18 protein-coding genes, 1 other RNA gene and 3 pseudogenes are annotated in these 26246 nt (G+C 39.6%); 7 read left to right on the top strand and 15 right to left on the bottom strand.

Going from position 1 to position 26246, the window contains the following annotated elements:
• A partial coding sequence (locus Q8907_01590) for a ComEC family competence protein (GenBank protein MDP4272948.1) occupies nucleotides 1-861 on the bottom strand: 861 nt, incomplete at its 3' end.
• Nucleotides 862-1053: 192 nt separating this feature from the next.
• Between Q8907_01590 and Q8907_01585 the strand changes: the two genes are divergently transcribed.
• The 3 genes from Q8907_01585 (at nucleotide 1054) to Q8907_01575 (ending at nucleotide 3503) form a co-directional block, all read left to right on the top strand.
• Entirely contained in the window at nucleotides 1054-2175 is a 1122-nt protein-coding gene (locus Q8907_01585; protein ID MDP4272947.1) for a histidine kinase, read from the top strand.
• The gene (locus Q8907_01580) at nucleotides 2168-2917 is read left to right on the top strand and encodes a LytTR family DNA-binding domain-containing protein (GenBank protein ID MDP4272946.1); all 750 of its coding nucleotides are present in this window, start codon (nucleotides 2168-2170) and stop codon (nucleotides 2915-2917) included. The genes Q8907_01585 and Q8907_01580 overlap by 8 nt, the downstream gene beginning before the upstream one ends.
• Nucleotides 2918-3059: 142 nt before the next feature.
• Nucleotides 3060-3503: a hypothetical protein gene (locus Q8907_01575; GenBank protein MDP4272945.1), complete on the top strand. Its 444-nt coding sequence runs from the start codon at nucleotides 3060-3062 to the stop codon at nucleotides 3501-3503.
• Nucleotides 3504-3561: 58 nt separating this feature from the next.
• Here Q8907_01575 and def read toward each other — a convergent pair whose 3' ends face one another.
• From def to rho, 4 genes are all read right to left on the bottom strand, one after another.
• Nucleotides 3562-4125, bottom strand: a complete 564-nt coding sequence (gene def, locus Q8907_01570) for a peptide deformylase (GenBank protein ID MDP4272944.1) — start codon at nucleotides 4123-4125, stop codon at nucleotides 3562-3564.
• 29 nt (nucleotides 4126-4154) lie between these two features.
• On the bottom strand, nucleotides 4155-4580 hold the full coding sequence (ruvX, locus tag Q8907_01565; GenBank protein ID MDP4272943.1) for a Holliday junction resolvase RuvX: 426 nt from the start codon (nucleotides 4578-4580) through the stop codon (nucleotides 4155-4157).
• Between the two features lie 132 nt (nucleotides 4581-4712).
• Nucleotides 4713-8249, bottom strand: coding sequence for a pyruvate:ferredoxin (flavodoxin) oxidoreductase (gene nifJ / locus Q8907_01560; protein MDP4272942.1), 3537 nt, complete (start codon nucleotides 8247-8249; stop codon nucleotides 4713-4715).
• A gap of 152 nt (nucleotides 8250-8401) precedes the next feature.
• Nucleotides 8402-10072, bottom strand: a complete 1671-nt coding sequence (gene rho / locus Q8907_01555; GenBank protein MDP4272941.1) for a transcription termination factor Rho — start codon at nucleotides 10070-10072, stop codon at nucleotides 8402-8404.
• Nucleotides 10073-10602: 530 nt separating this feature from the next.
• Between rho and Q8907_01550 the strand changes: the two genes are divergently transcribed.
• From Q8907_01550 to Q8907_01535, 4 genes and pseudogenes are all read left to right on the top strand, one after another.
• Complete coding sequence (locus Q8907_01550) at nucleotides 10603-11466, top strand: RNA polymerase sigma factor RpoD/SigA (protein ID MDP4272940.1); 864 nt, start codon at nucleotides 10603-10605, stop codon at nucleotides 11464-11466.
• 125 nt (nucleotides 11467-11591) lie between these two features.
• Nucleotides 11592-12245 carry a ribulose-phosphate 3-epimerase gene (gene rpe, locus Q8907_01545; protein ID MDP4272939.1) on the top strand — a complete coding sequence of 218 codons (654 nt, stop codon included), beginning with the start codon at nucleotides 11592-11594 and terminating at the stop codon, nucleotides 12243-12245.
• 52 nt (nucleotides 12246-12297) lie between these two features.
• Nucleotides 12298-12689, top strand: a transfer-messenger RNA (tmRNA) gene (gene ssrA, locus Q8907_01540).
• A gap of 228 nt (nucleotides 12690-12917) precedes the next feature.
• Nucleotides 12918-14161 (top strand): annotated as a pseudogene (locus tag Q8907_01535) (site-specific integrase).
• A gap of 59 nt (nucleotides 14162-14220) precedes the next feature.
• Here Q8907_01535 and Q8907_01530 read toward each other — a convergent pair.
• From Q8907_01530 to Q8907_01485, 10 genes and pseudogenes are all read right to left on the bottom strand, one after another.
• Nucleotides 14221-15120 (bottom strand): annotated as a pseudogene (locus tag Q8907_01530) (nucleotidyl transferase AbiEii/AbiGii toxin family protein).
• Nucleotides 15113-15880 (bottom strand): type IV toxin-antitoxin system AbiEi family antitoxin domain-containing protein, encoded by a 768-nt coding sequence (locus Q8907_01525; protein MDP4272938.1) that lies wholly within the window; start codon nucleotides 15878-15880, stop codon nucleotides 15113-15115. Before Q8907_01525 ends, Q8907_01530 begins: the two are co-directional and overlap by 8 nt.
• Before the next feature lie 162 nt (nucleotides 15881-16042).
• Nucleotides 16043-16270, bottom strand: a pseudogene (locus Q8907_01520) (ATPase).
• 182 nt (nucleotides 16271-16452) lie between these two features.
• On the bottom strand, nucleotides 16453-19074 hold the full coding sequence (locus tag Q8907_01515; GenBank protein MDP4272937.1) for a glycoside hydrolase family 3 C-terminal domain-containing protein: 2622 nt from the start codon (nucleotides 19072-19074) through the stop codon (nucleotides 16453-16455).
• A gap of 138 nt (nucleotides 19075-19212) precedes the next feature.
• Complete coding sequence (locus Q8907_01510; protein ID MDP4272936.1) at nucleotides 19213-19356, bottom strand: hypothetical protein; 144 nt, start codon at nucleotides 19354-19356, stop codon at nucleotides 19213-19215.
• Nucleotides 19357-19449: 93 nt separating this feature from the next.
• Entirely contained in the window at nucleotides 19450-20454 is a 1005-nt protein-coding gene (locus Q8907_01505) for a family 43 glycosylhydrolase (GenBank protein MDP4272935.1), read from the bottom strand.
• A gap of 200 nt (nucleotides 20455-20654) precedes the next feature.
• Nucleotides 20655-22202 carry a family 43 glycosylhydrolase gene (locus Q8907_01500; protein ID MDP4272934.1) on the bottom strand — a complete coding sequence of 516 codons (1548 nt, stop codon included), beginning with the start codon at nucleotides 22200-22202 and terminating at the stop codon, nucleotides 20655-20657.
• 117 nt (nucleotides 22203-22319) lie between these two features.
• Nucleotides 22320-23615 (bottom strand): rhamnogalacturonan acetylesterase, encoded by a 1296-nt coding sequence (locus tag Q8907_01495; GenBank protein MDP4272933.1) that lies wholly within the window; start codon nucleotides 23613-23615, stop codon nucleotides 22320-22322.
• A 74-nt stretch (nucleotides 23616-23689) separates the two neighbouring features.
• Complete coding sequence (locus tag Q8907_01490; protein ID MDP4272932.1) at nucleotides 23690-25894, bottom strand: glycoside hydrolase family 3 C-terminal domain-containing protein; 2205 nt, start codon at nucleotides 25892-25894, stop codon at nucleotides 23690-23692.
• 106 nt (nucleotides 25895-26000) lie between these two features.
• Nucleotides 26001-26246 (bottom strand): hypothetical protein (locus Q8907_01485; GenBank protein MDP4272931.1); only part of this gene is annotated, 246 nt, incomplete at its 5' end.

Genomic DNA, 26246 nt, shown 5'->3' with positions numbered 1-26246 from the left:
CCGTTTATCCAGAAAAAACAACAAATAATTGACGAAAAGATAAACAATGCCTACATGCAGGCCTGAAACCGACAGCACATGCATGGCTCCTGAAGCTGCATAAGCCTGTACCAGGGGTTCATCAAGCTTGTCCCTGGCGCCGATGGTTAATGCCGAAACCACAGCATATTCTTGTCCCTTCAATCCGTAACGGCTGAAGATCCGTTGAAGCTTAATCCTCAGCCTGTCGGCAAACAAAAGAATGGGATTCCCTTTTGATTCTCCGGTCTTCTGCCAGCAGCCGCTTTTAAGGTATCCCTGAAGATAAACGCCATGGTTAGCCCAATATTTTTCACTGTTAAATTCGTGAGGATTTCCTGCATTCCGGATTTTAGTAAACACGTTCCTGCAAATTACCTCATCCCCCATCTTCAGGTTTCTGGCGAGGCTATCTTTCTGAAAATAAGCCAAAACACTGGCATCTGTCCTGAAAAAATTATCCCCTTGTCCAAATTGAGTAACCTTCAAGATCACCTTCATGCTTTTATCCTTTTCATCGGGAGGTGACAAAACCCTTGCAAGCAAATCTCCTCCTGCAACCCGGCCCTTTTCAAATTCATTCTGCCGGCCTTTCATATAAGTAATCAGCATGCCCAATAAAATCAGGGAAACATAAACCGTTACCCCAAACATCCAACGGAGTTGATAACGAAAAACAAACTTTTTCAGGGTAAAAACGATAAGAGAGAACAGGCAAAGGATCAGGAGAATAAAAACAGGTACTCCGTTAAAACATAGGAAAAGCTGAAGAAGAATACCAGTAACCAGGGGAAGCAACAGGCGTATAAAGGGATATTTACGGATTTCCTCGGGAATATACATATTAGGGATAATGTTTTATCATATAATAAGTTAATAATTTTCCTGCAATTTGATGATTGATTTATCAATTATTTTGACAATCATCGACGAAAAATCACTGCTTTTCGATAAATATCTTCTTTCTGTATATTCTCTTTTTCATATTAAATCATTGAAATTATATTTGTTTATTAATTATTAGGAGGGAATGAAATGACGTTTTCGAAAGATCAATTGCTTAATTCAAAACCGACCATTATTACCACTCACATTGTGGCATGGTTGATGTTTCTGATATTCCCATATCTATTCATGCTTTTTGACATAAAGATGTTTACCTGGGAATTTGCTGCAAAGACATTGATCAATACCCTGTTTTTTGTTATCTTTTTCTACACCAATACTTTGGTGCTTATCCCCAGATTGATAGGTAAAAAGAAAATACTTCTTTACATACTTTCTATTTTACTGTTTATCGCCCTGTTGACAGCCGAAGAATTGATCATGAACAATTTATTCAGGACCCATGGCTGGATGGAAGGTCACGGCCATCATCCGCATAGAATGGGTTTTGGAATCATGTCTCTTCATATCTTTGGAATACCCTTCCCCTTTGTGATGATGACCCTGAGCAAAACTTTTTCCAATGTGCTCCTGCTTACCTTTGTAGGCGGCTTCCTGAGAATTACCCAGGAATGGCAGAAAAGTGAAAAGCAAAAAAAAGAAATTGAGAACGAGAAACTTACTTCAGAACTGGCTTTTCTCAAATCGCAGATCAATCCCCATTTTCTGTTCAATGTGCTCAACAATATTTATTCATTAGCCCACAAAAAATCTGATGACACGGAAACAGCCGTACTGAAACTGTCGCAACTGATGCGCTACATGATTTATGAATCCAATTACGGACTGGTCAGCATAGACAAAGAAATTGAATGCCTCGAGAACTATATTGACCTTCAAAAGATGCGGCTTTCGAAAAATGCCCAGATAAGTTTTAAAATCACGGGACAGTCGAAAGGTAAAATGATTGAACCCATGTTGCTTGTTCCTTTTGTTGAAAATGCTTTTAAACATGGAATAAGCTACGTAGATAAAATGATGGTGGATATTTCATTAACTTTGGAAGATGATTTTCTCCTTTTTACTGTAGAGAATTATGTTGCCGATAAAAGCAAGGCAGAAGAAGTTTATGCAGATAAAGCCAACGGAATCGGTCTGCAAAATATCAAGCGCAGGCTCGACCTCTTGTATCCTGACAAACATATTCTAAGCATAAGCAGTAAGGAAGGGAAATTTTCTGTTTCACTCAAAATTCAATTAGCTCATGATTAGATGTATCATAGTTGATGATGAACCCCTGGCTCTGGACCTGATGGAAGATTTTATCCATAAGGTCCCTTTTCTTGAACTGGTATGCCGTTGCGAAAGTGCCGTAGATGCCCTTGAAATATTACAAAACCAAAAAATCGACCTGATATTTCTTGACATTCAGATGCACGACATCACAGGTATACAACTTTTAAAAAGCCTGAAAAATTCCCCTATGGTTATTCTCACAACTGCTTATCAACAATACGCCATTGAAGGATATGATCTAAATGTAATGGATTACCTGCTGAAACCTATTCCCTTTGACCGTTTTTTCAAAGCAGCAACAAAAGCCTATCAGTATTTCAACCTTTGCAACAGGGTAAAAACGGAGGAACAGCCACAAATTGCCCCTCCTGCAAATACCAATAATGAAGAAAATGACGATTTCCTGTTTGTAAAGTCCGATTACAAAACCGTAAAAATCAACCTGAAGGATATTTCTTACATTGAAGGTTTAAAAGACTATGTAAAAATATATACCACGCTTAAACCCATTCCGATTTTGTCATTGCTCACGCTCAAATCACTTGAAGAAAAGCTGCCTGCAAAAGATTTTATCAGGGTCCACCGGTCTTTCATCGTTTCTTTGAATAAGATCGAATCGATACAAAAGAGCCGCATAAAAATTGGAGATAAGCTTATTCCCATCAGCGATTATTACAAGGATAATTTTTCCAAACTCATCAAGGGAAAAAATATTTAGCCCACACCCTTTCCTGGTGGAATCGGTAAAAATGCCGTCTTTGTCTATAACTTTAGTCCGTTTGAATATTATAGTTGCTTAGCACAACCACATTAGATATTTTAGCTAAATAAATTAAATGTCTTACTAAAAAAACAACAAGATGAAAACAAACATGTTTCAAAAAGGATGTATCCTTTTATTATTCATTGGATTTACAGCTTTAAATGTAATGGGACAAGGTCGTGCCACACCTGAAGAAAGGGCAAAACGTCAAACCCAGCAAATGAAAGAAAGTCTTAAGCTGACTGATGCCCAGGTTCAGCAGGTTGATGCAATTAACCTGAAATTTGCCCTGAAATCTGATTCCCTTTTCAAGAACCGGGATAATGACCGTGCTCAAATGATGGAGAAGATGAAAAATGTTCAGACCCAAAAAGAAGCCGAATTGCAAAAAGTACTGACCCCCGACCAATTTGCAACTTACAAGAAAAACCAGGAAGCAATGCGTTCCAGAAGAGGCCAGGGAGGTCAGGGACGTCCCAGAGGTGAAGGTAATTTCGGAAATTCTCCTCAAATGGGGAATCCTCCTCAAAATCCCGAATAACAAACCAGAAAAATTTATTTAAAAGATAAGCCCTGCCAGTTAAAGCAGGGCTTATCTTTTATTTTGCAATCTTTATCTTATAATCTACTTCAACTTTTCCTTTTGAAATAGCATTCAGTTTTGCTGCCAGCAACCTCTTCTTTATGGGCGACAAATGGTCGGTAAACAGTATACCGTCCAGGTGATCATATTCGTGCTGGATAATCCTTGCTTTAGTCCCGTCATATTCTTCACTGTGAAAGTCGAAGTTTTCATCATAATATTCTATTTTGATATGCGAGTGGCGCATCACATCTTCCCGGATGGAAGGAAGACTCAAACAGCCTTCATTATAAGGGACCATCTCTCCGTCCCGGAGAACAATCTGGGCATTAATAAATACTTTGGTGAAATCAGAAAGGTCCTCTTCTTCATCCTCTTCATCATCCAAAGGAGAACCATCTACCACAAACATCCTGATGGATTTGCCCACCTGGGGAGCAGCAATACCCACACCGTCCGAACGGTGCATGGTATCAAACATATTTTCAATCAATTGCTGTAAATCAGGATAATCCTTATCTATTATTTGTGTTTTTTTTCTCAAGATAGAGGAACCATAAACCACAACAGGCAATACCATAAACAATTCAATTTAAAATTTAAATATTTTCAGAATTCATGAGGAGCTTGAGAGTCCAAATAGGATTCTAAAATAATCGTTGCACTGATCGAATCGATTAACGCTTTATTTCTTCTTGCTTTCTTTCCCAAACCTGCATCTATCATGGTCTGAAAGGCAATTTTTGAAGTAAAACGCTCATCCATCAATTTAACCGGTAAACCGGGATATTTTTCCTTAAAACTTTTAATAAAAGGATCAATAAATTGAACGGATTCCGAAGGCTGATTGTTCATCTGCCGGGGATAACCAACCACAAGAAGGACAACCTGCTCTTTTGAAAAATAATCCTTCAGAAAATCCCATATTTCTCCAGTAGGAATCGTAGCCAGGTTATTTGCAATCATCCCCAGGGGATCGGTCACCGCCAGTCCTGTACGCTTTCTTCCATAATCAACAGCCAGAATTCTTCCCAAAATATTTCAAATTAAAAGTTTGCAAAACTACAAAATTTCAATCACTTATCATACAACAAAATAAGCGTTAATTGGTTTAAAAGAAAAGGGCAATCCTTGAGATTGCCCTTTTCTTTATATAAATTTCTTAGATTATTTCGAATAATCCATAGCAGCCATACGTTTGTAACTGTTAAACCTCCACAATGCATTAGCCTGAGCCGCAGTAAACAACTCATCAGCTTCCTGAGGGAAGGATTTTCTTAAGGAAGTGTAACGGACCTCAGAGTTAATGAAATCCTGGAACTTATCCCATTCAGGTTCTTTAGAATCCAAGGTGAACGGATTCTTTCCTGCAGCTTCCAGAAGAGGATTGAAACGGTAGAGGTGCCAATAACCACATTCCACAGCACGTTTTTCTTCTTCCTGTGATTTACCCATGCCCGATTTCAGTCCATGATTGATACAGGGTGCATAAGCAATGATCAATGAAGGGCCTGGATAAGCCTCAGCTTCTTTCAGGGCATTTAAATATTGCGAATGACTTGCGCCCATAGCAACCTGAGCTACATAAACATAGCCATAAGACATAGCCATCATGCCCAGGTCTTTCTTACGGATTCTCTTTCCTGATGCAGCAAACTTGGCAACAGCTGCAATAGGAGTAGATTTGGAAGCCTGGCCACCGGTATTTGAATAAACTTCAGTATCCAGAACCAATACATTTACATCTTCGCCCGAAGCCAGTACATGGTCCAAACCACCGTAACCTATATCATAAGCCCAGCCGTCACCACCAAAGATCCATACTGATTTCTTCACCAGATATTGTTTAAGATCGAGTATCTTTTTGGCAACAGGTGCAGTCTCTTTCTCAAGGGCAGCAAGGACTTTTTCCGAAGCTTCTTTAGATAAATCGGCTTTATCCATACCTGCCAGCCATTCATTAAAGGCTGCCTTTGTTCCTTCAGCAATGCCGTCAGCTAAAGCTCCAGTCATCAGATTGGCAATCTGTTCCCTCATCTTCTTGGTCCCGTTTGCCAATCCAAAGCCATATTCAGCATTATCCTCGAACAACGAATTGGCCCAGGCAGGACCCTGTCCTTTGCTGTTGACGGTATAAGGCATAGAAGGAGCAGAACCGCTGTAAATGGATGAACATCCGGTGGCATTTCCGATGAGCATCCGTTCGCCAAACAGCTGAGTGATGAGTTTTATATAAGGGGTTTCTCCGCAACCTGCGCAGGCACCGGAAAACTCGAACAATGGTTTGGCAAACTGGGTATTTTTAACTGTTTTATCTTTTTGAAGAAGAGTATCCTTATAGGTAACGTGTTTTGAGAAATAATCCCAACGTTCTGATTCAGCCATCTGGCTTTCCAAAGGTTTCATGATCAATGCCTTTTCCTTGGCCGGACATACATCGGCGCAGTTGCCGCAACCGGTACAATCGAGCACACTGACCTGAATCTTAAACTGGTAATTTTCCAGGCCTTTACCAATGGCTTTCTTGGTAATTGTTCCTGCAGGAGCATTCTTGACTTCCTCTTCATTCAGAAGGAAAGGACGAATAACAGCGTGAGGACAAACATACGAACACTGGTTACACTGAATACAGTTGTCCATTTGCCATTCCGGAACATGCGAAGCAATACCCCGTTTTTCGTAAGCAGCAGTTCCTAAAGGAAATGTACCATCTTCACGGCCAACAAAAGCGCTGACAGGTAAATCATCACCTTCCTGACGGTTCATGGGAACAACAACATTCTTAATAAATTCAGGAAAGTCGGCTGTTGTTTCACCTTCTTTAGTTAACTTAATATCTTTCCACTCAGCAGGAACAGCAACTTTCGTCATCTCACCACCGCGATCAACAGCGTTGTTGTTCATCCTGACAATGTCTTCACCTTTCTTGCCAAAGCTTTTTACAATGAATTTCTTCATTTCCTTCACTGCATCAGTATAAGGAATGATGTTGGCAATTTTGAAGAATGCCGATTGCATGATGGTATTAGTACGGTTTCCCAGGCCAATCTCCTCGGCAATCTTGGTTGCGTTGATGATATAGAAATCTATTCCATTTTCAGCCAGATATTTTTTCATTGAATCGGGCAGGCGATTCTTGGTTTCTTCTTCATTCCATACGCTGTTGAACAGGAATGTACCGCCTTTACGCAAACCCCTTAATACATCATATTTATAAATGTAAGAAGGCACGTGGCAGGCAACAAAATCAGGGGTGGTTACCAGGTAAGGCGAACGAATAGGTTTATCGCCGAATCTCAGGTGAGAAGCCGTGAAACCTCCAGATTTCTTGGAATCATAAGCAAAATATGCCTGAGCATACTTGTTGGTGGATTCACCAATAATCTTAATGGAATTTTTATTGGCACCAACGGTACCATCCGAGCCCAAACCATAGAATTTAGCCTGGAATGTTCCTTCAGGAGCAACACTGATTTCGGGCAATACAGGCAGGGAAGTAAAGGTAACATCATCAACGATGCCGATGGTAAATCCATGCTTGGGTTCAGGTAATTTCAAGTTATTGAAAACTGAAAGAATCTGAGCCGGTGTGGTATCTTTAGAACTTAATCCGTAACGGCCGCCAACAATAACCGGGGCATCAGCCTTTCCGTAGAAAATATCACGGATATCCAGGTATAAAGGTTCGCCGTTAGCACCAGGTTCTTTGGTACGGTCTAAAACGGCAATACGTTTAACAGTTTTAGGTAATACGTTGAAGAAATATTTTTCAGAGAAAGGACGGTATAAATGAACACTGATCAATCCAACTTTCTCGCCTTTTGCCACCAAATAATCAATCACTTCCTTGGTGGTTTCGGTAACAGAACCCATGGCAACGATGATATTTTCAGCATCTTTGGCTCCGTAATAATCGAAAGGATGATATTCCCTTCCTGTGATTTTCTGGATTTCCCTCATGTAGCTTTCCACCATATCGGGAACAGCGGCATAAAATTTATTTGAAGCTTCCCTGGCCTGGAAATAGATATCAGGATTTTGAGCGGTACCGCGGATAACAGGATGTTCAGGATTTAAAGCCCTGTCCCTGAAATCCTGAACGGCTTTCATATCAAGGAATTTAACCAGTTCTTCCTGATCCATCAATTCAACTTTCTGAATTTCGTGAGAAGTTCTGAAGCCGTCAAAAAAGTGCAGGAAGGGAACCCTCAATTTAATTGCAGCAAGATGGGCAACCCCGGCCAAATCCATAACTTCCTGGACACTGCCGGTAGCCAATAAAGCAAAGCCAGTCTGGCGGGTAGCCATCACATCCATATGGTCACCAAAGATAGAAAGAGCCTGAGTGGCTAAAGTTCTTGCAGAAACATGAAAAACAGCAGGAAGTAATTCCCCGGCCATCTTGTACATATTGGGGATCATCAGAAGCAATCCCTGTGAAGCAGTGAAAGTAGAAGCCAAGGCACCCGATTGTAATGCACCGTGCAACGCACCGGAAGCTCCACCCTCCGACTGCATTTCAGTAACCTTAACTACTTCATTAAATATATTTTTTCTACCTGCGGCTGCCCATTCATCAATGTATTCGGCCATTGTTGAAGATGGAGTAATAGGATATATGCACGCTACTTCGCTAAACATATAGGCTATATGCGCCGCCGCATAGTTACCATCACATGTTATAAACTTTTTATCTTTTGCCATCGCGATAAGACTTAAATATTTACAATAAAATGCTTTTTCTAAATGTTGAGTTACAAAAATACAATAAAAATTTGTCTGTTTTTAAAACAAATATCTCTTTAAATCGAGTTTTTATTTCTGACAAACACAAAGTTATAAATCTTTCTTTGCGGTTAATCGCTGTTCATGGAAACGAGAAATTCTTCGTTGCTCTGGGTTTTGACCAATCTGTCTTTGAGAAAGTCCATAGCTTCAAGGGTATTCATATCAGCCAGGTAATTGCGCAGAATCCAGATTTTGTTGAGAACTTCTTTATCCAGGAGAAGTTCTTCACGACGGGTACTTGAAGCATTGATATCAACAGCAGGATAGATACGTTTGTTGGATAGTTTACGGTCAAGCTGCAATTCCATATTACCGGTACCTTTAAATTCTTCAAAAATCACATCATCCATTTTTGAACCGGTTTCAGTCAATGCGGTAGCAAGAATGGTGAGTGAGCCTCCATTTTCAATATTACGGGCAGCTCCGAAGAAACGTTTGGGTTTGTGAAGGGCATTGGCATCCACACCACCGGATAAAACCTTGCCGGAAGCCGGAGATACGGTATTATATGCTCTAGCCAGACGGGTAATGGAATCCAGAAGGATAACCACATCGTGGCCGCATTCTACCAAACGTTTGGCCTTTTCAAGCACGATATTGGCAACCCTAACGTGACGTTCTGCTGGTTCATCAAAAGTCGAGGAAATAACCTCAGCTTTCACATTTCTCGCCATATCGGTAACTTCCTCCGGACGTTCGTCAATCAGCAAAACGATTAAGTATACATCAGGATGATTGGCAGCAATGGCATTGGCAATCTCTTTCAACAAAACAGTCTTACCGGTTTTCGGCTGGGCAACGATTAATCCTCTCTGCCCCTTTCCGATTGGGGCAAACATATCAATGACACGCAAAGAAATACTGGCATTGTAGTTGTCACAAAGATTAAATTTCTCGTTAGGGAACAAAGGAGTCAAATAATCGAAAGGTATTCTATCGCGGATGTAATCCGGGTGACGGCCATTGATTTCCTCCACTTTAATCAGCGGGAAATATTTTTCCCCTTCTTTGGGAGGGCGAATGGAACCCATAACGGTATCCCCGGTCTTTAAACCAAAAAGTTTGATCTGGGACTGGGACACATAAATATCATCAGGTGAGTTCAAATAATTATAATCGGCAGAACGTAAGAAGCCATAACCATCAGGCATGATTTCGAGCACGCCGGAATTGGAGATGATGCCCTCAAACTCATAACGTTCTTTTTTCTCCCGTTCAAAAGGTTTATGAAAACGGGAATCCTGGGCAATTTTTTCATGGACAAAAGGCTTGGGCTGTGCAGGTTGTGCAGGTTGTACAGGTTCTTCAGCCACCGTTACCTTAGGCGTTTCGTTAGCAATAATTTCTTCCGGTTCAATTGTTATCTCCCTTTCCGGAATGACAACACTTTCGGGTTCTTCCAACAGACGTTCCACATCAGGATCTGGAATAAAAGGCTTTTTCGGTTCGTGAGGAATATTAACTTTAGTGGGTTTTTCAGATTTCTTCCCGAAAAATTTTGTTCTGGGACGGGGAACTTTCTCATGAGGTTTATCTGAAACCGGACGAGAATTTCGCTCTACAGCCGGTTCTTTCTTTTCGTTTTTCTTTACATCACTTGCGACAATTGCCTGCTGATCCAATATCTTATATATCAGATCCTGTTTTTTAAGAGACTCGAACTTTTTAATATCTAATTTCTTAGCTACATCTCTTAAATCAGATACAAGCATTTTGTTTAACTCAAGAATATCGTACATAAAATTTTTAATGAATTAAATTTTGAAGAATTTTTTATTTATTTAATAATGATTTGACTTATTTAAAAATGATTTGACCCAAAAATCAACCAAAAGAAATGTAAGTTACTTTACAGCAATAATGTTCCTTTATGAAACATGACAAAAAAAACATGGTTTAATGTCAATGGAAAAAATTTTGAATAATCAAGGTTAGCTAAGGAATTGATGTAAAAACCTTTTCTGAATATTTGCTTTTGGAATTTTTTGCAATATTAAGCATAATTTATGAATTCCTGCAAAATATTTAACAAGTTTTTCTTCTTTAAACTTTTTTATTATATTAGAATAAATATTTCCAAACTTTTTATTGCTTTTTTAAAACAAATTTACCATGTGTTCGTTTAATAAAAAACTGGCCCTTTCTCCTGTTTTTCTCCATTTTGTCTTAAGTCATTGATTATTAATTAAATAAATTTTTAATTATCCCCTCCAATAAAAAAATTATTAATAATAAACCTAGTGAGCCTAACCCCTTAACCTACCAAATGATGAGACAACTGAAAATCATTAAACAAGTAACCAACCGGGAAACTCCTTCCTTAGATAAATATCTGCATGAGATAGGTAAAGTCGAATTGGTTACTGCAGAAGAAGAAGTAGAGCTCTCAAGAAAAATTCACATGGGCGATAGCGCAGCCCTAAACAAGCTGATCAAAGCCAACCTCCGTTTTGTGGTTTCCGTATCAAAACAATATCAAAATCAGGGATTGAGCCTGCCGGATTTAATCAATGAAGGAAATCTGGGTTTGATTAAAGCGGCACAACGTTTCGATGAAACACGCGGTTTTAAATTTATCTCTTATGCCGTATGGTGGATCAGGCAATCTATCTTGCAGGCCCTTGCCGAACAGGCAAGAATCGTTCGCTTGCCTTTAAATAAAATTGGTTCGATTAACAAAATCAACAAGACATTTTCAGAATTAGAGCAAAAATTTGAAAGGGAACCTTCCGTACTCGAATTGTCGCAGGCGCTTGAGCTTGCTCCTGAAGATATCAAAGAAGCCTTGCTTAGTTCAGGTCGGCATATCTCCATGGATGCCCCCATCAGTCAGGATGAAGATGGTAGCATGTATGATGTTATTCTTAATAATGAGACACCAAGCCCTGACAGAGGCCTATTGAACGACTCCCTGCGCAAAGAAATAGAAAGGGCTTTATCTACTTTGACCTACCGGGAAGCTAATATCATCAGGTTCTTTTATGGACTAAACGGGAAACATCCCCTTACCCTGGAGGAAATCGCTGAAAAGTTTAACCTAACCCGCGAACGGGTAAGGCAAATTAAAGAAAAGGCCATCAAACGGCTCAAACATACTACACGTTGCAAAATACTTAAAACCTATCTGGGATGAGCTCATAATTTTACTACATTCATCAAACCCAATTAAAATAGTACCTCAGCGGTACTATTTTTTTGCCTCAAAGTCAAATTATTTTTTACTTTTGAAGCCTGAACATTAAATATATTCAACCATCTATTATGAATCAGCTACTTTCACCTTCCATACTCAATGCGGATTTTTTAAACCTGTATGAGGCCATAAAGACTGTAAATCAGAGCGAAGCCGATTGGATACACCTCGATATTATGGACGGGGTATTTGTCCCTAACCTTTCATTTGGTTTCTCGGTGATACACCAGATCAAAACCGCAGCCCAGAAACCTTTGGATGTACATTTGATGATTACCGAACCCAACCGTTACATTCAGGAGTTCAAAGACGCCGGAGCAGATATTCTTACTGTTCATTACGAAGCTTGCACTCATCTTCACCGCACCATTCAAACCATCAAATCATTGGGTATGAAAGCCGGCGTGGCACTTAATCCGCATACTCCTGTCGAACTGCTTTCAGATATTATCCAGGATGTGGATATGGTACTGCTCATGTCCGTGAATCCCGGTTTTGGAGGCCAGAAATTCATTGAACGTACTTTTAGCAAGATAAAACGCTGCAAAGAACTGTCGGAGAAAAATAATACGTCTACCCTGATTGAGGTAGACGGCGGTGTGGATCATTCCAATGCAAAAAAACTGATTGATACCGGAGTTGATGTTTTGGTAGTAGGAAGTTTTATTTTCAAATCAGAAGATAAAATAAAAACTATTGCCTCCTTAAAAAACTTCTAGCAGACAGACCCAAACTGCTATAAATTTTGTAATTTTGTACTCTATCTTTTATGGGGCTGGATTTGGTTTTGACAGCAATGTGATGGGTAGGTAAGCATGTTGAGCCAGGTAACAAGACTCATTAATCCGGGTTACAAAACAATAAAAGGCGAAAACAATTACGCGCTTGCTGCTTAGTCTTTAGAAGGCTATGCTTAATCCCGGTACCAGGTACTGGGACAAGCTGTCTCTCAGAAACCTTGTTTGGCGGTTTCTGGCTCAGAGGCACTCGTGAGACAAACTAGTTCGAAAAGAGTCCTGATTTTCGGGCGAATTTAAAAGGAATAAGGTTTAGGTAGGCTGCCTGCTACCAGCCTAAACACGAAAAACAATAGCAAGCTATGCATGTAGAAAGCTTACTGGTTAGTTGTTTGGACGAGGGTTCGACTCCCTCCAGCTCCACAAAAACTATTTCAAATTAGAGTAAAAGCCTGCAAAATCAATGATTTGCAGGCTTTTACATTTTTAGAGAATATCAAAATATTCAATTTAAATCAATCTTTAGGAGACCAATTCGGGTACCCAAAGAAATAAAAGTCCCGGGTACCCGAATTTGCTTTCAAAATACTTATAATCAGGCAGTTCAATTAATGAACATCTTGTGAAATTATTAAAAGTCTAAAGGTTACCACAATGAATGCAAAACTTTCCATTCTCTTTTACGCAAAGAGAGCAAAAACCACAACAGATGGTTTAGTCCCAATTTACATCAGAGTTACTGTTGATGGAGAAAGAATCGAATTGAGCACCAAACGTTTCACAACTCCTGAAAAATGGTCGGTAGAAGGCAGCTGTATGAAAGGATATAGTGCCGAAGCTAAATCTATCAATTCTTATATGGATTCGCTAAAAGCTAAGGTTTACGATTACCAGCAGCAGCTTATCCGGGAGGATAATCAAGTCAACGCCGAAAATATGCGAAATAAAATACTAGGTGTTGAGAAACGCAGCCACATGCTTATTGGCATCTTTCAACAACACAACGAGGAAATAAAGGCCCTTGTTGGACATGAATTCGCAACTGCAACATATACCCGATACGAAACATTCCTTAAACACACAGTAGCTTTCCTGAATTGGAAATACAAAGTATCAGATATTGATATCCGCAAAATTGATCATGAGTTTGTGACTAGTTACGAATTCTATTTAAAAAGCGTACACAAATGCAATCAGAATACGACAGCCAAATACATTAAAAATTTCGGGAAAATTGTTCGTAGATGCTTAGCTAACGGCTGGATTCAGCGTGACCCATTCATAAACTATAAATGTAAGATTGTAGAAGTGGAACGGGCATTCTTGTCAAAGGATGAAATTGAAACCATGTTCAACAAAGTGCTTCCAACTGACAGACTCAACCTGGTTAAAGATATATTTCTTTTTAGTTGCTTCACCGGTCTGGCTTACGTAGATGTAAAGAAACTATCTCGTAAAAACATTGGCTTTGGTGTAGATGGAGAACGTTGGATATTTATCAATCGTACAAAAACAGACACCAGATCCAACATACCTATTCTTCCAATTGCCTCTTTCTTATTAGAAAAATACGAAGATCATCCGCAAGTTATCAGTCAAGATAAACTTCTACCCATTCTGAGTAATCAAAAAATGAATTCTTATCTTAAAGAGATTGCCGATGCATGTGGCATCAACAAAGAACTAACTTTTCATATCGCCAGACATACTTTCGCAACCACAGTCACACTTTCTAACGGTGTTCCGATTGAAAGCGTTTCCAAAATGTTAGGACATAAAAATCTCAAAACAACCCAGCATTATGCAAAATACTGGATTTGAAGGTATGTAACGATATGCAGATTTTGAAAGAAAAGTTTGGAAATGGTAAGCAGATGATGTTGAAAAAGTCAGTATAATAATTTTAAAGCCAGACAATGATCTAAAATCAATTGTCTGGTTTTTACTTTCTTTATCTTCAAAAAAGAAATTGTCTCAATTTTTCAACCCCCTTATTGAATTTTGAAGGGTTAGTATCCTTCAGTGTTTGGATATTTTTCAGTTTCCATTGAATCGAAGGATAACCACTCAAATCAACGGCACAACATTTTTCCCAATCCGGACTGCCACTTTCGAAAGAGAGCAAAAATTCTCTATCTACAACCGTAAGGTTTTGATTAACTTGTTCTATTAAATCCTTTCGGGTCGCTTCAAAATCAGCATAATCGAATGGCACATCAGACATTCCCTGAAATTGATTTTCGAGGGCTTGCTTCTGATCAATAGGATTAGGCTGCAAAGATTCAATAAGAGGCTTATCACTTCCCAACAAATAGAAAATCAAACCATTCTTTACATCGGCAAATGATTCAATTTCCATATACTTATAATCAAAAAGGTCGCGTGGGTGTTGACGACCCAATGCCGCAGCAATTTTCCCACCGTATAATAATGAAAATGGGACTACTCTTGCTACACATCCCATTTGAAACTCCTTTTGAGCCTTTTCACAAACTTCCCGGTCTTCAACATCACCTATTATACCTCTCTTAGTTCCATTCACTTCTATTTTCACCGTTGCATCACCATGCGTACACAATAATTTCCATATTGCAGGTTTATGAATGACCCGAATACCTGGAATAGCCTTTTCAATTTGCTGTTTTAAGGCAATCAAATGATTATTGATTTCTTGTAAGCTTTCCTCTCTGTTTTTTATCGGAAGATAAGTTAAGTCAACATCAACAGAATAGCGAGGCATGTTTTTTACAAATAAATTAATAGCAGTTCATCCATGAACAGCAAAATCCGTAATTTTATAAACCAATGGCATAATCCGAATTAAGAGAGCCACCTGCTTTTTATAAGTTTCATTCATATTCGTACAATTCTTTTGGTATGGTTATCATGTATTCAGGGAGGTAAACCCCTTTATCTGCCAGCTGCCGTTTACCTAGCCCTAACTTTATTTTACTAAGGTCTAACTTACCGAACCATTCATGTCCGGCTTTTTCAGCCATATATAAGAATAATCGCTTTACTTTTAGGTTATCGGCATTTTCCAGCAACTGTTGTACAACTTCAGCTCTCAACGTCGTAAGTTGTTCCATAATATAAAATAAATCCATATAAGCATATTGATTCGGGGCCAATAACAAGCATTCAAGAAATGCTTGTTCTGGAACAGAAGCTAATATTTGATAATCCCCTTTTTTGTACATCGATAATTGGGATGTTTTGAAAATTTTTGTGGAGAAGAATTTTAGTTCATATTCAAAATCAGTATTTACCATCCAATTTGGAACTTTATCCTCTTTTGGATGTCCAATCATCAAAACAGGCTTTCCCATTGGAACATAATGGTTGAATCCTGATAGCTCTAAAGCAGAATGAGCACCCACATAAAATTCTTTATCCAACTGACTATTATAATTGGATAGAGCTGAATAAAAAGACAGTTTATCCCCTGTCCTATACATAACTCCTTTGGATAAAAAAGATAACCACCCTGATTTACGGTATTGCTGCATTAATTGATCTGAATATCCATTTTTTATAAGCCAGGAAGAAAATAACAGTCCTCCTGTTTGCCAATTTTGCAGCAATTGGTTTAATTTAGTTCTTGTTTCTATATTCATAATATATAATAAAGGAATAAACTGAACTGCAAAAGTAAATCTTATTATTTATTTCAACTAATAATTTCAGTGTTTATTTGCTTCATATCTCAATTTTAGTTTAATATGGTTGCCAGTTCTATAGTTCAACTATAGATTAAAAGAATTATTCAAACTACCCCCTTACTTCCTCTTATCCTTTGCCCCACTGTCAAATGCAATAAGATTGAACATTTTACGCATCCAGGAACGAACACGATTTGCGTAATATTCAAGTTCTGAAGCAGAAAGGTTCGTTGTTGCATGGGTGAGCATATGATTGCTGATAAAGTGATCATACCGGGAAAGCAGAATTTCACCCATAACATTACACTGATTGCCGTAGTATTTAAAACTACTCTCCGCTCCGAGGCTTGTTACTGCCTTTCCGTCACATCCCACAAAACAGGAAATATTTCTTTCGAAAGAAACTATTAGCACTGTTTGTTTGTCGGTGAAAAGGAGCTTAATTTCTTATTTGAGAGAAATTAAGCTCCTTATAAATAAAGATAAGATAATAAGAGAGGTTTTTTTATTTCTGAATATTATAAATCTCACCTTTCATATATCCCATTGACGATAGCACAAGGAATCCCTACTTTCTGTGAAACAGATGATTTCGAAGGTTGTGAACCACCAATAAAGATTTCATAATCGCCAACTTTTACAATTCGTTTTACATCATCAGTAATTTGCTCAAATGGACGATGATCTAACTCAAAACTGATCTCCCGGGTTTCACCCGCCGACAAATGAATGCGTTTGAATCCGGCCAAGGTATGATTCGGTAAATTCTTTTCGCCCGATAGATTTTTTACATATAATTGGACAACCTCATCACCGTCAGTTTTCCCTGTGTTTTTTACAGAAACAGTAGCTATAATTTTGCCTTCATTATTTAAACTACCTTGAGTTTTCAAATTACTGTATTCAAACTGAGTATAACTCAGTCCAAATCCAAAAGGCCATAGCGGTTCTTTCGTAAAATAGCGATACGTGCGTTCTACCATGCTGTAGCTTTGAAAATCGGGTAAGTCTTTGACAGATTTATAGAAAGTAATTGGCAATCTTCCACCCGGATTATAATCGCCAAACAAAATATCGGCAACAGCATTTCCACCTTGCTGACCGGGATACCATGCTTCCAGTATGGCTGGGATATTTTCTTTTTCCCAGTTAATGGATAATGCACTTCCGTTCATTAGTACTAACACCATTGGTTTTCCCAGTTTTTTCAACTCTTTCATCAGATCGGTTTGCACCTTCGGGATATCCAGTGAAACGCGGTCACCCTGAAAGAAACCATCTACTTCCACTTTCATCTCTTCCCCTTCAAGCAATGGCGACAAGCCCATACACAATACTACCACATCGGATTTACTCGCCAACTCAATGGCTTGTTGTTTCAGATTTGGATTTGGTACTTCCCAAATCAATTTTTCGAATGCCATGCCACGATGTCTTTTCAACTCCAGACGTAGTTTATATGACTTACCTGCTTCAAAATGCAGCTTTTTGTAGGTTTTATTGGGCGCGTGCACATTGTGATTGGTCCCGATCAATTCATCATTTACCCACATAGTCATATAGGCTGATTGAAATCCGATATAGAAATCGCCTGTAACCGGTGCTTTCACGTAGCCACTCCAACGCACACTGAAATTCTGTGCATCAAGACCTTGCATTGGGGAATCGTTCCACCAATTAAAATCAACTTGTTTATCGATTCGGGTTAAAAAAGCTTTTCCTGCCAAAGTATCGTTGGCGAAATACTCACCAACAAGTCCACTTTTCATACAATTCTTATCGCTATATAATGCACCGGAAGGTATTGTTACCAATGAAGGAAGATTTGGAGCTAAATCACATCCTTTGGCGTAACTGACGATAGCATTCGGCAATTTATTTTTAATACCCTGCAAAACGGTTACAGGTGATTTGGAAAAACCATTGTAATTGGCATATAAAGGTTCAATATCATCGGCATTCGGGCCAATAACTGCCACCCGTTTAACCGATTTTTTAATGGGTAATAGGGAATTGTTGTTTTGTAAAAGAACCATCGATTTGCGGGCAGTTTCCAATGCTAATTGAATGTGCTCTTTGCTCTCTACAACCGACAAAGGTATAGAGGTATATGGCACTTTACTGTCGTCATCAAACATCCCCAATTGAAATCTGGCTTTCAACAAACGAGTCAGGGAGTTATCTATTTCACCCTCAGAGATCAATCCTGTTTTTACCGCCTTAAGTAAGCCTTTATAAGCTCGGCCACAATTCAAATCAGTACCCGATTTAACTCCCAGGGCAGCTGCTTTGGGCTCTGTATCCACCACTTTATGACCTGATTTACTGTAAAAATCTTCAATTGCATCGCAATCGGATACAATATAACCTTTGAAACCAAAACCCAAACGCAACACATTTTTCAGTAATTGATCGCTACCGCAACACAAATCACCGTTGGTACGATTGTAAGCACACATCACAGATTGAGCATTAGCCTCTTTCACCGCCATTTCAAAAGCAGGTAGATAGGTCAGGTAAAAATCACGTAAGTCAGCTACGGCATCAAATTCGTGACGATTAGCTTCGGGACCACTGTGAACCACATAATGTTTTGGGGTAGCTATAAGTTTAAAATAGTTGGGATTATTGCCTTGCAAACCTTTGATAAACTGAACTCCAATTGTTCCTGTCAAAAAAGGATCTTCACCATAGGTTTCCATCCCTCGTCCCCAACGTGGGTCACGGAAGATATTTATATTTGGCGACCAATAGGTAAGGCCTTGGTAATATCCACGTTGTCCAATACTTTTGTAATAATTATTTTTAGCTCGTGCTTCGTCAGAAATGGCTGTAGCAACACGATAAATCAAGTTCTCATCGTAAGTAGCTGCCATGCCAATGGCTTGTGGAAAAACTGTGGCCTGACCTGCACGCGCCACTCCATGCAAACACTCGTTCCACCAGTTGTATTGTGGTATATCCAGTCTTTTTATTGCAGGGGACTGGTGCATCATTTGCGACACTTTTTCTTCCAATGTCATTCTGGAAAGTAAATCCTGAACACGTTTTTCAACAGGGGCGTCAGAATCTTTATAAATTGAATTTTGACTGATTACTTTTGAGGAAAGTAACAACAAAAACAAGAATAGATAACAAGATAATTTCATTTTCATTTTTTTTATTTTTTAATTAGTTTCATATACTCTATTGTGAAACTCTACAAAGTTTTTCTATGTATTACTTGAGGTTAGAAACGTTGTCAGTAATTTCTTAATTCTTAATTCTACTGATTTTACGTGCTCAGATTACTTCAATTCCAACTCCTTAATTTCAACTTTAGAACCCGAAGGTTTCACAGTTAGAAAAACAGCCATGCTTCCGGCAATTCCGCCCATTTGTTGTAGTTCTAAATTTTTATCCAGCTTTATGGAAGAAATTTTATATTTCAAAACCTCAAAAATAGTATAACAAACATACTGACTAATTACGGTGAAAAATACGACATTATATTTTAGCCATTACTTACATTAGAAAATGAAGTATTATTCAATTTTGTCAACACCCGTTTTTGTGGGTATCACTTTCCGGATTGTTCCATCTTCGTTGTAATACAGATAATCAACACATATTGATCTTCGGAATGGACTTGGTTTTTGCCAGTTACATTCAGGTTTCTCATTCGGATTTTGTTCAAAATACAAATCGGAATTGTGGTAAAATAAATACCATCTCCCTTTATATTCAACAATGGAATGGTGGTTGGTACAACTGTTCATAGGTTGAAGAATTTCACCTTTGAACTCAAATGGTCCGTAAGGGCTATTACTTACAGCATAAAGTATTTTTTTTCTGCCTGCAATGGGTCCTGAATAGGATAGATAGTACTTCCCTCTATATTTGTGCATCCATGCTGCTTCGAAAAAGCCATCGACTCCCTTCAAAACCCGCACTGTGTCGCTAAACGAAATCATATCGTCATTTAGTTTCACCATATTTACCTCATTCTGTCCGAAATAAATATAGGCACTTCCATCATCATCGATAAAAACACAGGGGTCAATAAAATCACCTGTACAAATTACACCCTGCGTTTTGCGATTGAGCAAAGGTTTTTTAAGCGGATCAGTAAATGGGCCATAAGGCGTTTTACCAACCGCTACTCCAATATAATCCTTGTCGGTAGGGTAATAAAAATAGTATTTGCCATTTTTATAAACACAATCGGGTGCCCATGCATATTTTTTAGCCCAATTCAGGTTGCTGAGACTCAGGCAAACACCATGATCTGTCCAGTCTTTCATGTTTTTGGTAGAAAGCACGTGCCAGTCGTCCATAGTAAAGGAGGTTGCCGTATCACGGTCGTGCGAAGGATAAACATATAGTCTACCATTAAATACCCTTGCAGTAGGGTCTGCCGTGTACATATACTCTACAAATGGATTGCCTTTAGTTTTAAACTTATAGGGATATTTTATATTTTTATTTTGTGCTGTAAGTGTAAAAACACTTATTAAAGCCAACATTACAAGTCCTGATTTCTTTTTCATTTTCTATAGCAAATCTGCGTAATAACAACAATTCACAACATTATTTTTTCTACATTAATTCAATGTCTTTTTTCCTTTCTTGCGGCTAAACATTTAATTCCACCACTTTCCCGTTTTTCAAAACACCTTCTACAACGGTGTCATAAGGTGCATAAGCTTAAAATCCACATCCCACTCCACGGCCATGCCGAAAAAAGCGATTACTTCAACTCCAACTCCTTCATCTCAACTTTAGAACCCGCAGGTTTTACAGTTAGAAAAACAGCCATGCTTCCGGTAATTCCGCCCATTTGTTGGAGTTCCAAATTTTTATCCGGTTTTATGGAAGCCATTTTATAATCTACAAATTGACTTTTGCCTTTTCCTGAAGGGATAAACTCTTGTTCGCCAATCATTATTCGCTTCGAACCACCTTTGGGCATAACTTCAATTTTTAGGTTGAATTTATTTGTCGCTTGAGCATTCAGCACCAATGAAAGGTTTTTCAATTTTTCTGTTCCAAAATTGAAGTACTTATATCCTAACACAGCTCCAGTGGTATCTACCACCACCGGATTGTAACCATCTTTTACACGACGTATTCCATCCACATAAGCTTTTCCTTCGATATGACAGACAATTCCGGCATAATACCTTTTTTGATAAGGTAACCCCTCTTTGAAAATTCCCTGAGAAGTCATTTCTACTTCAGGAATCACCACTTTATCGCCTTCAATGCGCAAATCAATGGGTTCAATCATTGCCTGGCGGTTGTAGCTATTGGGTGCCTGGCGGTGATATACCATGTACCATTGATCTTTCACTTTGACAATACTACCATGATTATTAGCACCTCGGTAATTTTTATTATTGTTGATAATCACCCCACCATAAGTCCAGGGTCCTTCGGGCGAATTGCTGTAACAGTAAGTAAGCGCACTAATTTTTCCATTGGGCGAGAAAATAAATACAAACTTATCCTTGGCAACCTGCTTAATGGAAGATGCTTCATAAAGTGTTGCATTGTTGTTCAAAGCCGGATTGTTCAAGGTCTTGTAGGTCGATTTGCGGTCGGGTTTACGAGTGAAAGAATTGATCACCGTGTGCATATCTGTGGGATTGAGTTCTGCCCAGCGGTCGCCAAGTTTCATCCCCCAATATGCCCATACACGCACACTGCCATCAGGTTGGGTAACGACCACCACCGAAGGATCGAAAGTTCCGGCAGCATTTACCACCTCCCAATCGCACATCACCGGATTGGTGAAAGGGCCATAAGGTGAATCACTTTGAGCCATTACACATTTTGGTCCAAATGCTCCAAAAGTTTCGGAGAATTTCACGCTGTCTTTTTTGGGTCCCTGAATGCCATCTAATTTATATGTAGCACCTAAAAAGGTATATAAATAGTATTTTTTGGTTACCGGATTATAAACACAATCCGGAGCTCCAAAATGCTGGTCTTTTACTTTTCCATAACCCAAAGCCTGAACTTGTTTTATATTAAAAATCTCTCCGTGGCAAGTCCATTTAGTGAGGTCATTGACAGGAGCCGACCACACATCATGACCTTCGCCACAATAGGCTGTTACCCGCTCATCTCTGGATCCATAGATAAATAAACGTTCCTCATCTCCTACTTTAAATACATGAGGTTCGCCATCTGGAATAAAGGCGTAGGGCGGTAAAAAGGGATTCTGAGCAGTTACAGTCAACCCAATGAGGGCGAAAAATAGAAGCACAATAGAGTTTCTCACTATTATAATCATTTTGGTAATTAAAATTCTAAGTAATAATCAAATCTTATTAATTTTACATTTTATAGATTTTGCTGGATCAGCAATAGAACATGACGACTTGCCTAATTCCCCTTTAGGGGTTAGGGGTCAATTTCCATCCGGTTTCAACACGTCCACCCACGGACTTTCGTACCAATGAAAGTCTGTCAACGAATCCGGCTGTTTCGGATTGAAAGTTTTCCAGTTATCATTCACAAATTGTTTCATCGGATAATTATTTGTTACAATACTTTGAATAACACATTTTGCCAGTTCGTACGCACCATACGGATTGAAGTGCGTATCGTCTGCAAACGCCTGTGTTTGACCGGGATATGAGTTGGCTGGATAATGCACAAAGGCTTTTTTCGAAGTTTCGGGTCCCAACGCTTCGTACAAATCTTTGCTCATGGCATTCAAATCCACCAACATAACATTCTCTTCCGTTGCCAACTGACGCATTGCTGCCGGAAAATCTTCGAGTGTGTTGATAATCTTTCCATTTTCATCAAAACGGCGACGGTTGGTGGAAGTTACCAACACCGAAATACCACCTTTCTTTTTTGCTTCTGAAATGTAATATTTTAATTCAGCTTTGTAGGTTGTAAATGCGTCGAGGTGATTCCAACCCGGCTTTTGGTCATTGTGGGCAAACTCCATAAACAGGTAATCGCCTTTTTTCATAAGACTTAGTATCTTTTTCAAGCGATTTTCGCGTTTGAAAGCCAGCAATGTTTCGCCCGACTCAGCAAAATTGGCTACCACCACATTGGGTTTCAGAAAACAAGTGAACATTTGCCCCCACGAAGCCCACGGTTCGTATTCCTGATCGGTAACAGTAGAGTTTCCGGCCAGGAAAATGGTAGGCAATTTATCTGCTTTTTGTATTTCAATGGCCGAAATGCAAGGTTTTTCACCTGCAAATTCCAACGTTAGTTTATTGTCCCAATTATTAAAATTCAATTCGCGGGGTTTCAGTTTTATTTTAGTTGAATCATCAACTTGAGGTGTGCGCAAGTCTACGACAATTGTTTTTGTGACTGTTTTCCCCGCTTTCGTTTTCAGGTTTTCGAACATCAAGCGGCGCGATTCTGCCTTCAGGGTGGTAGATGAACCTTCGGGATTTCCTCCCAGCGTCAAGGTAACACGATAATGTCCTTCGGGCAATTGAACTGAGAAAAAAAACGGTTTTTCGGAAGCAATAAATCGTTTGTCAACAGTCATTTTTCCGAAAGTCGTAAGTCCGTATACATTCGTTTCAGTGTATTTAGTCGTGCTATCTATCTTAATGGCATTTTTTTGATTCCCATTTCCGAAAGTAAATTTCTTTAAAACTCCAATTTGTTGGGCGCTAACGTTCAACATCAGCCCTAATCCCAATGAAATTAACAATGACTTTTTCATTTTTTTTAAATAGTTTTTAGTACATTACAATAATTGTATAGCAATTATTGTCAATAATTTATCGAACGACAACTTTACTCCACTTTCAACGATACGGATTGCAGATTTACAGAGTTGGTGCCTACCATAAGTTGATAATCGCCTGGCTCTACCACCCAGCCACCGTTCCAGTATTCGAGTTGTTCCTTACCTATTTCAAAGCTCAGGTTTTGTGTCTCTCCTGCTTTGATGGCAACACGTTTAAACCCGCGCAACTCTTTCGCCGGACGAACCCGGTTGGATATCAGATCGTGCACGTAGAGTTGTACCACCTCTTCTCCATCCATCTTGCCTGTATTGGTTATGCTCACGCTCAGGGTTGTTTTTCCGTCAGGAGCAATTTTTGCATTGGCCAGGGTAGGGGCAGAGAGTTTGAATTGCGTGTAACTCAGTCCGTAACCGAAAGGGTAAAGCGGGCTTGGGTCGGATTGGAAAATGCGTCGTGGACGTCCGGGCTCCATTTTGTTGTAGAACAAAGGTACCTGTCCCACATTGCGGGGGAAGGTAATAGGAAGTTTACCGCTTGGGTTATAAACCCCGAACAGCACATCGGCAAGTGCGGTTCCGGTTTCTTGTCCGAGGTACCAGCCTTCAATTACGGCAGGTACATTTTCGGCAATCCAGCCAATGGATTGAGGACGACCATTGAGCAAAATCACCACACAAGGTTTGCCCGTTGCCTGAACGGCTTTTACCAGTTCGGTCTGATTACCGGTGAGGTCTAAATTGTCAATGTCTTCATTTTCGCGGCAGGTCTCTTCCGAACCACCTACCACCACAATGGCCACATCCGACTGTTGCGCCAGTGTCACTGCTTCGGTAAAGTCCTCTTTTTTGTCCGAAGCCATTTCGCAGCCTTTGGCGTAGCTTACTTCAGCCTTGCTGCCCAGCAGTTTTTTTATTCCATCGAATACGGTAACGAAATACTTAGGAGCACCCGAGTATCCTCCCACCCGCATGCAGTTGGCATTGGGGCCAATTACAGCAACCTTTCTGATTTTGTTTTTATCGAGGGGAAGTAATGAATTCTGATTCTTAAGCAGGATAATGGATTTATGAGCAACATCCAGTGCCAGTCTGGCATGAGTGGGATCATTGAGCACTTCATTCAGATTGGGGCGAGAAACACCGTAATAGTTTGCCTTTTGGAATTGCTCCACATAATCCTGCGAGTAGCTGCCGGCCACCCGTTTTTCGGGATGCTTAATTAAATCAAACTTATCGTTGTATGCCTTGTCCGATTCAAAAAGTCCCAGGTTGTATTTGGCCTTCAACACCATAAAAACGGCATCGTCAACCAGTTTGACCGGAATTTTGCCTTCCTGCACTGCTTTTATCAGGTTGTCGCCATACATGCGGGTATTGTCCCACCCTCTGAACATGGCCAGCTCTTCGTGAACTCCTACTTCCAGGGCACGTTTGGCAATGTCTGTGAAATTGGCAGCATACCCAAAGTTAGTCACCATATTTTTAATATCGTTGTTATCCGAAACAATCAGACCATCCCATTTCATTTGATTACGCAGTACATCCACCAAAAGATATTTATTGCCGTGGCAGGGCACTCCGTTGAGCAAATGGTGTGCAGGCATAATACTGCCAACCCGGCTTTTTTCAATGGCCATGCGGAATGGATACAGGTGTATGTTGTACAGATTATAGTCCGAAACGTCCATTGCAGCGCCATTGGCTCCTGCCATAGGTTCACCATCCACCACAAAATGTTTGGCGGTAGCGATGATATGATCTTTATCAAACCGATTGGCTCCTTTACCCTGCAATCCGTTGATGTAGGCGCTTCCTATGCAGCCAACCAGAAAAGGGTCTTCGCCGTAGCTCTCCTCGGTACGTCCCCAGCGGGCATCGCGAACCACCGATAGCATCGGGGTGAAACAATGATGTATGCCATAAGCTCTTGACTCCTTAGCCACCACATTTCCCATTTTTTCAATCAAATCCTCGTCCCAGGTACTGGCCATGGCTATGGCTTGTGGAAAAACGGTGGCATTTTTCATCTTCACCCCATGCAGACACTCGTTGGCACTCAGGTTGGGTATTCCTAATCTTGCGTTGGCATTGGGATACTGACTGGCAAGCTGGAAAACCTTCTCCTCCAGGGTCATCTTTGTAATCAACTGATTTATTTTTTCATCATATTTTGATGAGAAAATTTTATTCTGAGCCATCATCCAACAGGATAGTAAAAGTAAAGTCGATAGGGTTAAACAAATTCGTTTCATTCTGTTATTATGTGTGTTATATTTATATTATGATAGGGTATTTCCGGAAGCAGTGTACCGGTTAGATGCAAGATTCTACAATACCGGTGTGCCGGAATTTCCTGTATCACCTGTCCAAAGGCGATGTTCTTAATGCTTCGAATGCTGCATCCCGTCGGCTTATAAATCCGGCATTCAAAGTACTCAATGCCGCATCCGTAATCGCTCCTGCAGTAGGTGTGGATACAACATCCTTAACGCATCTTACGGCATAAGCCAGCTGCTTCAGGTCTGTACGTGTCTGAACTACTCCACTGTCATTTACACTAAATAAACGACTATTTGCTGAAATACTATCGTACAACGTAGATGT

The sequence above is a fragment of the Bacteroidota bacterium genome (assembly GCA_030706565.1).
In the GTDB taxonomy this organism is placed as follows: Bacteria; Bacteroidota; Bacteroidia; order Bacteroidales; family JAUZOH01; genus JAUZOH01.
Note: the sequence above shows the minus strand (reverse complement) of the source record. Positions and strands in the feature narration are given on the sequence as shown.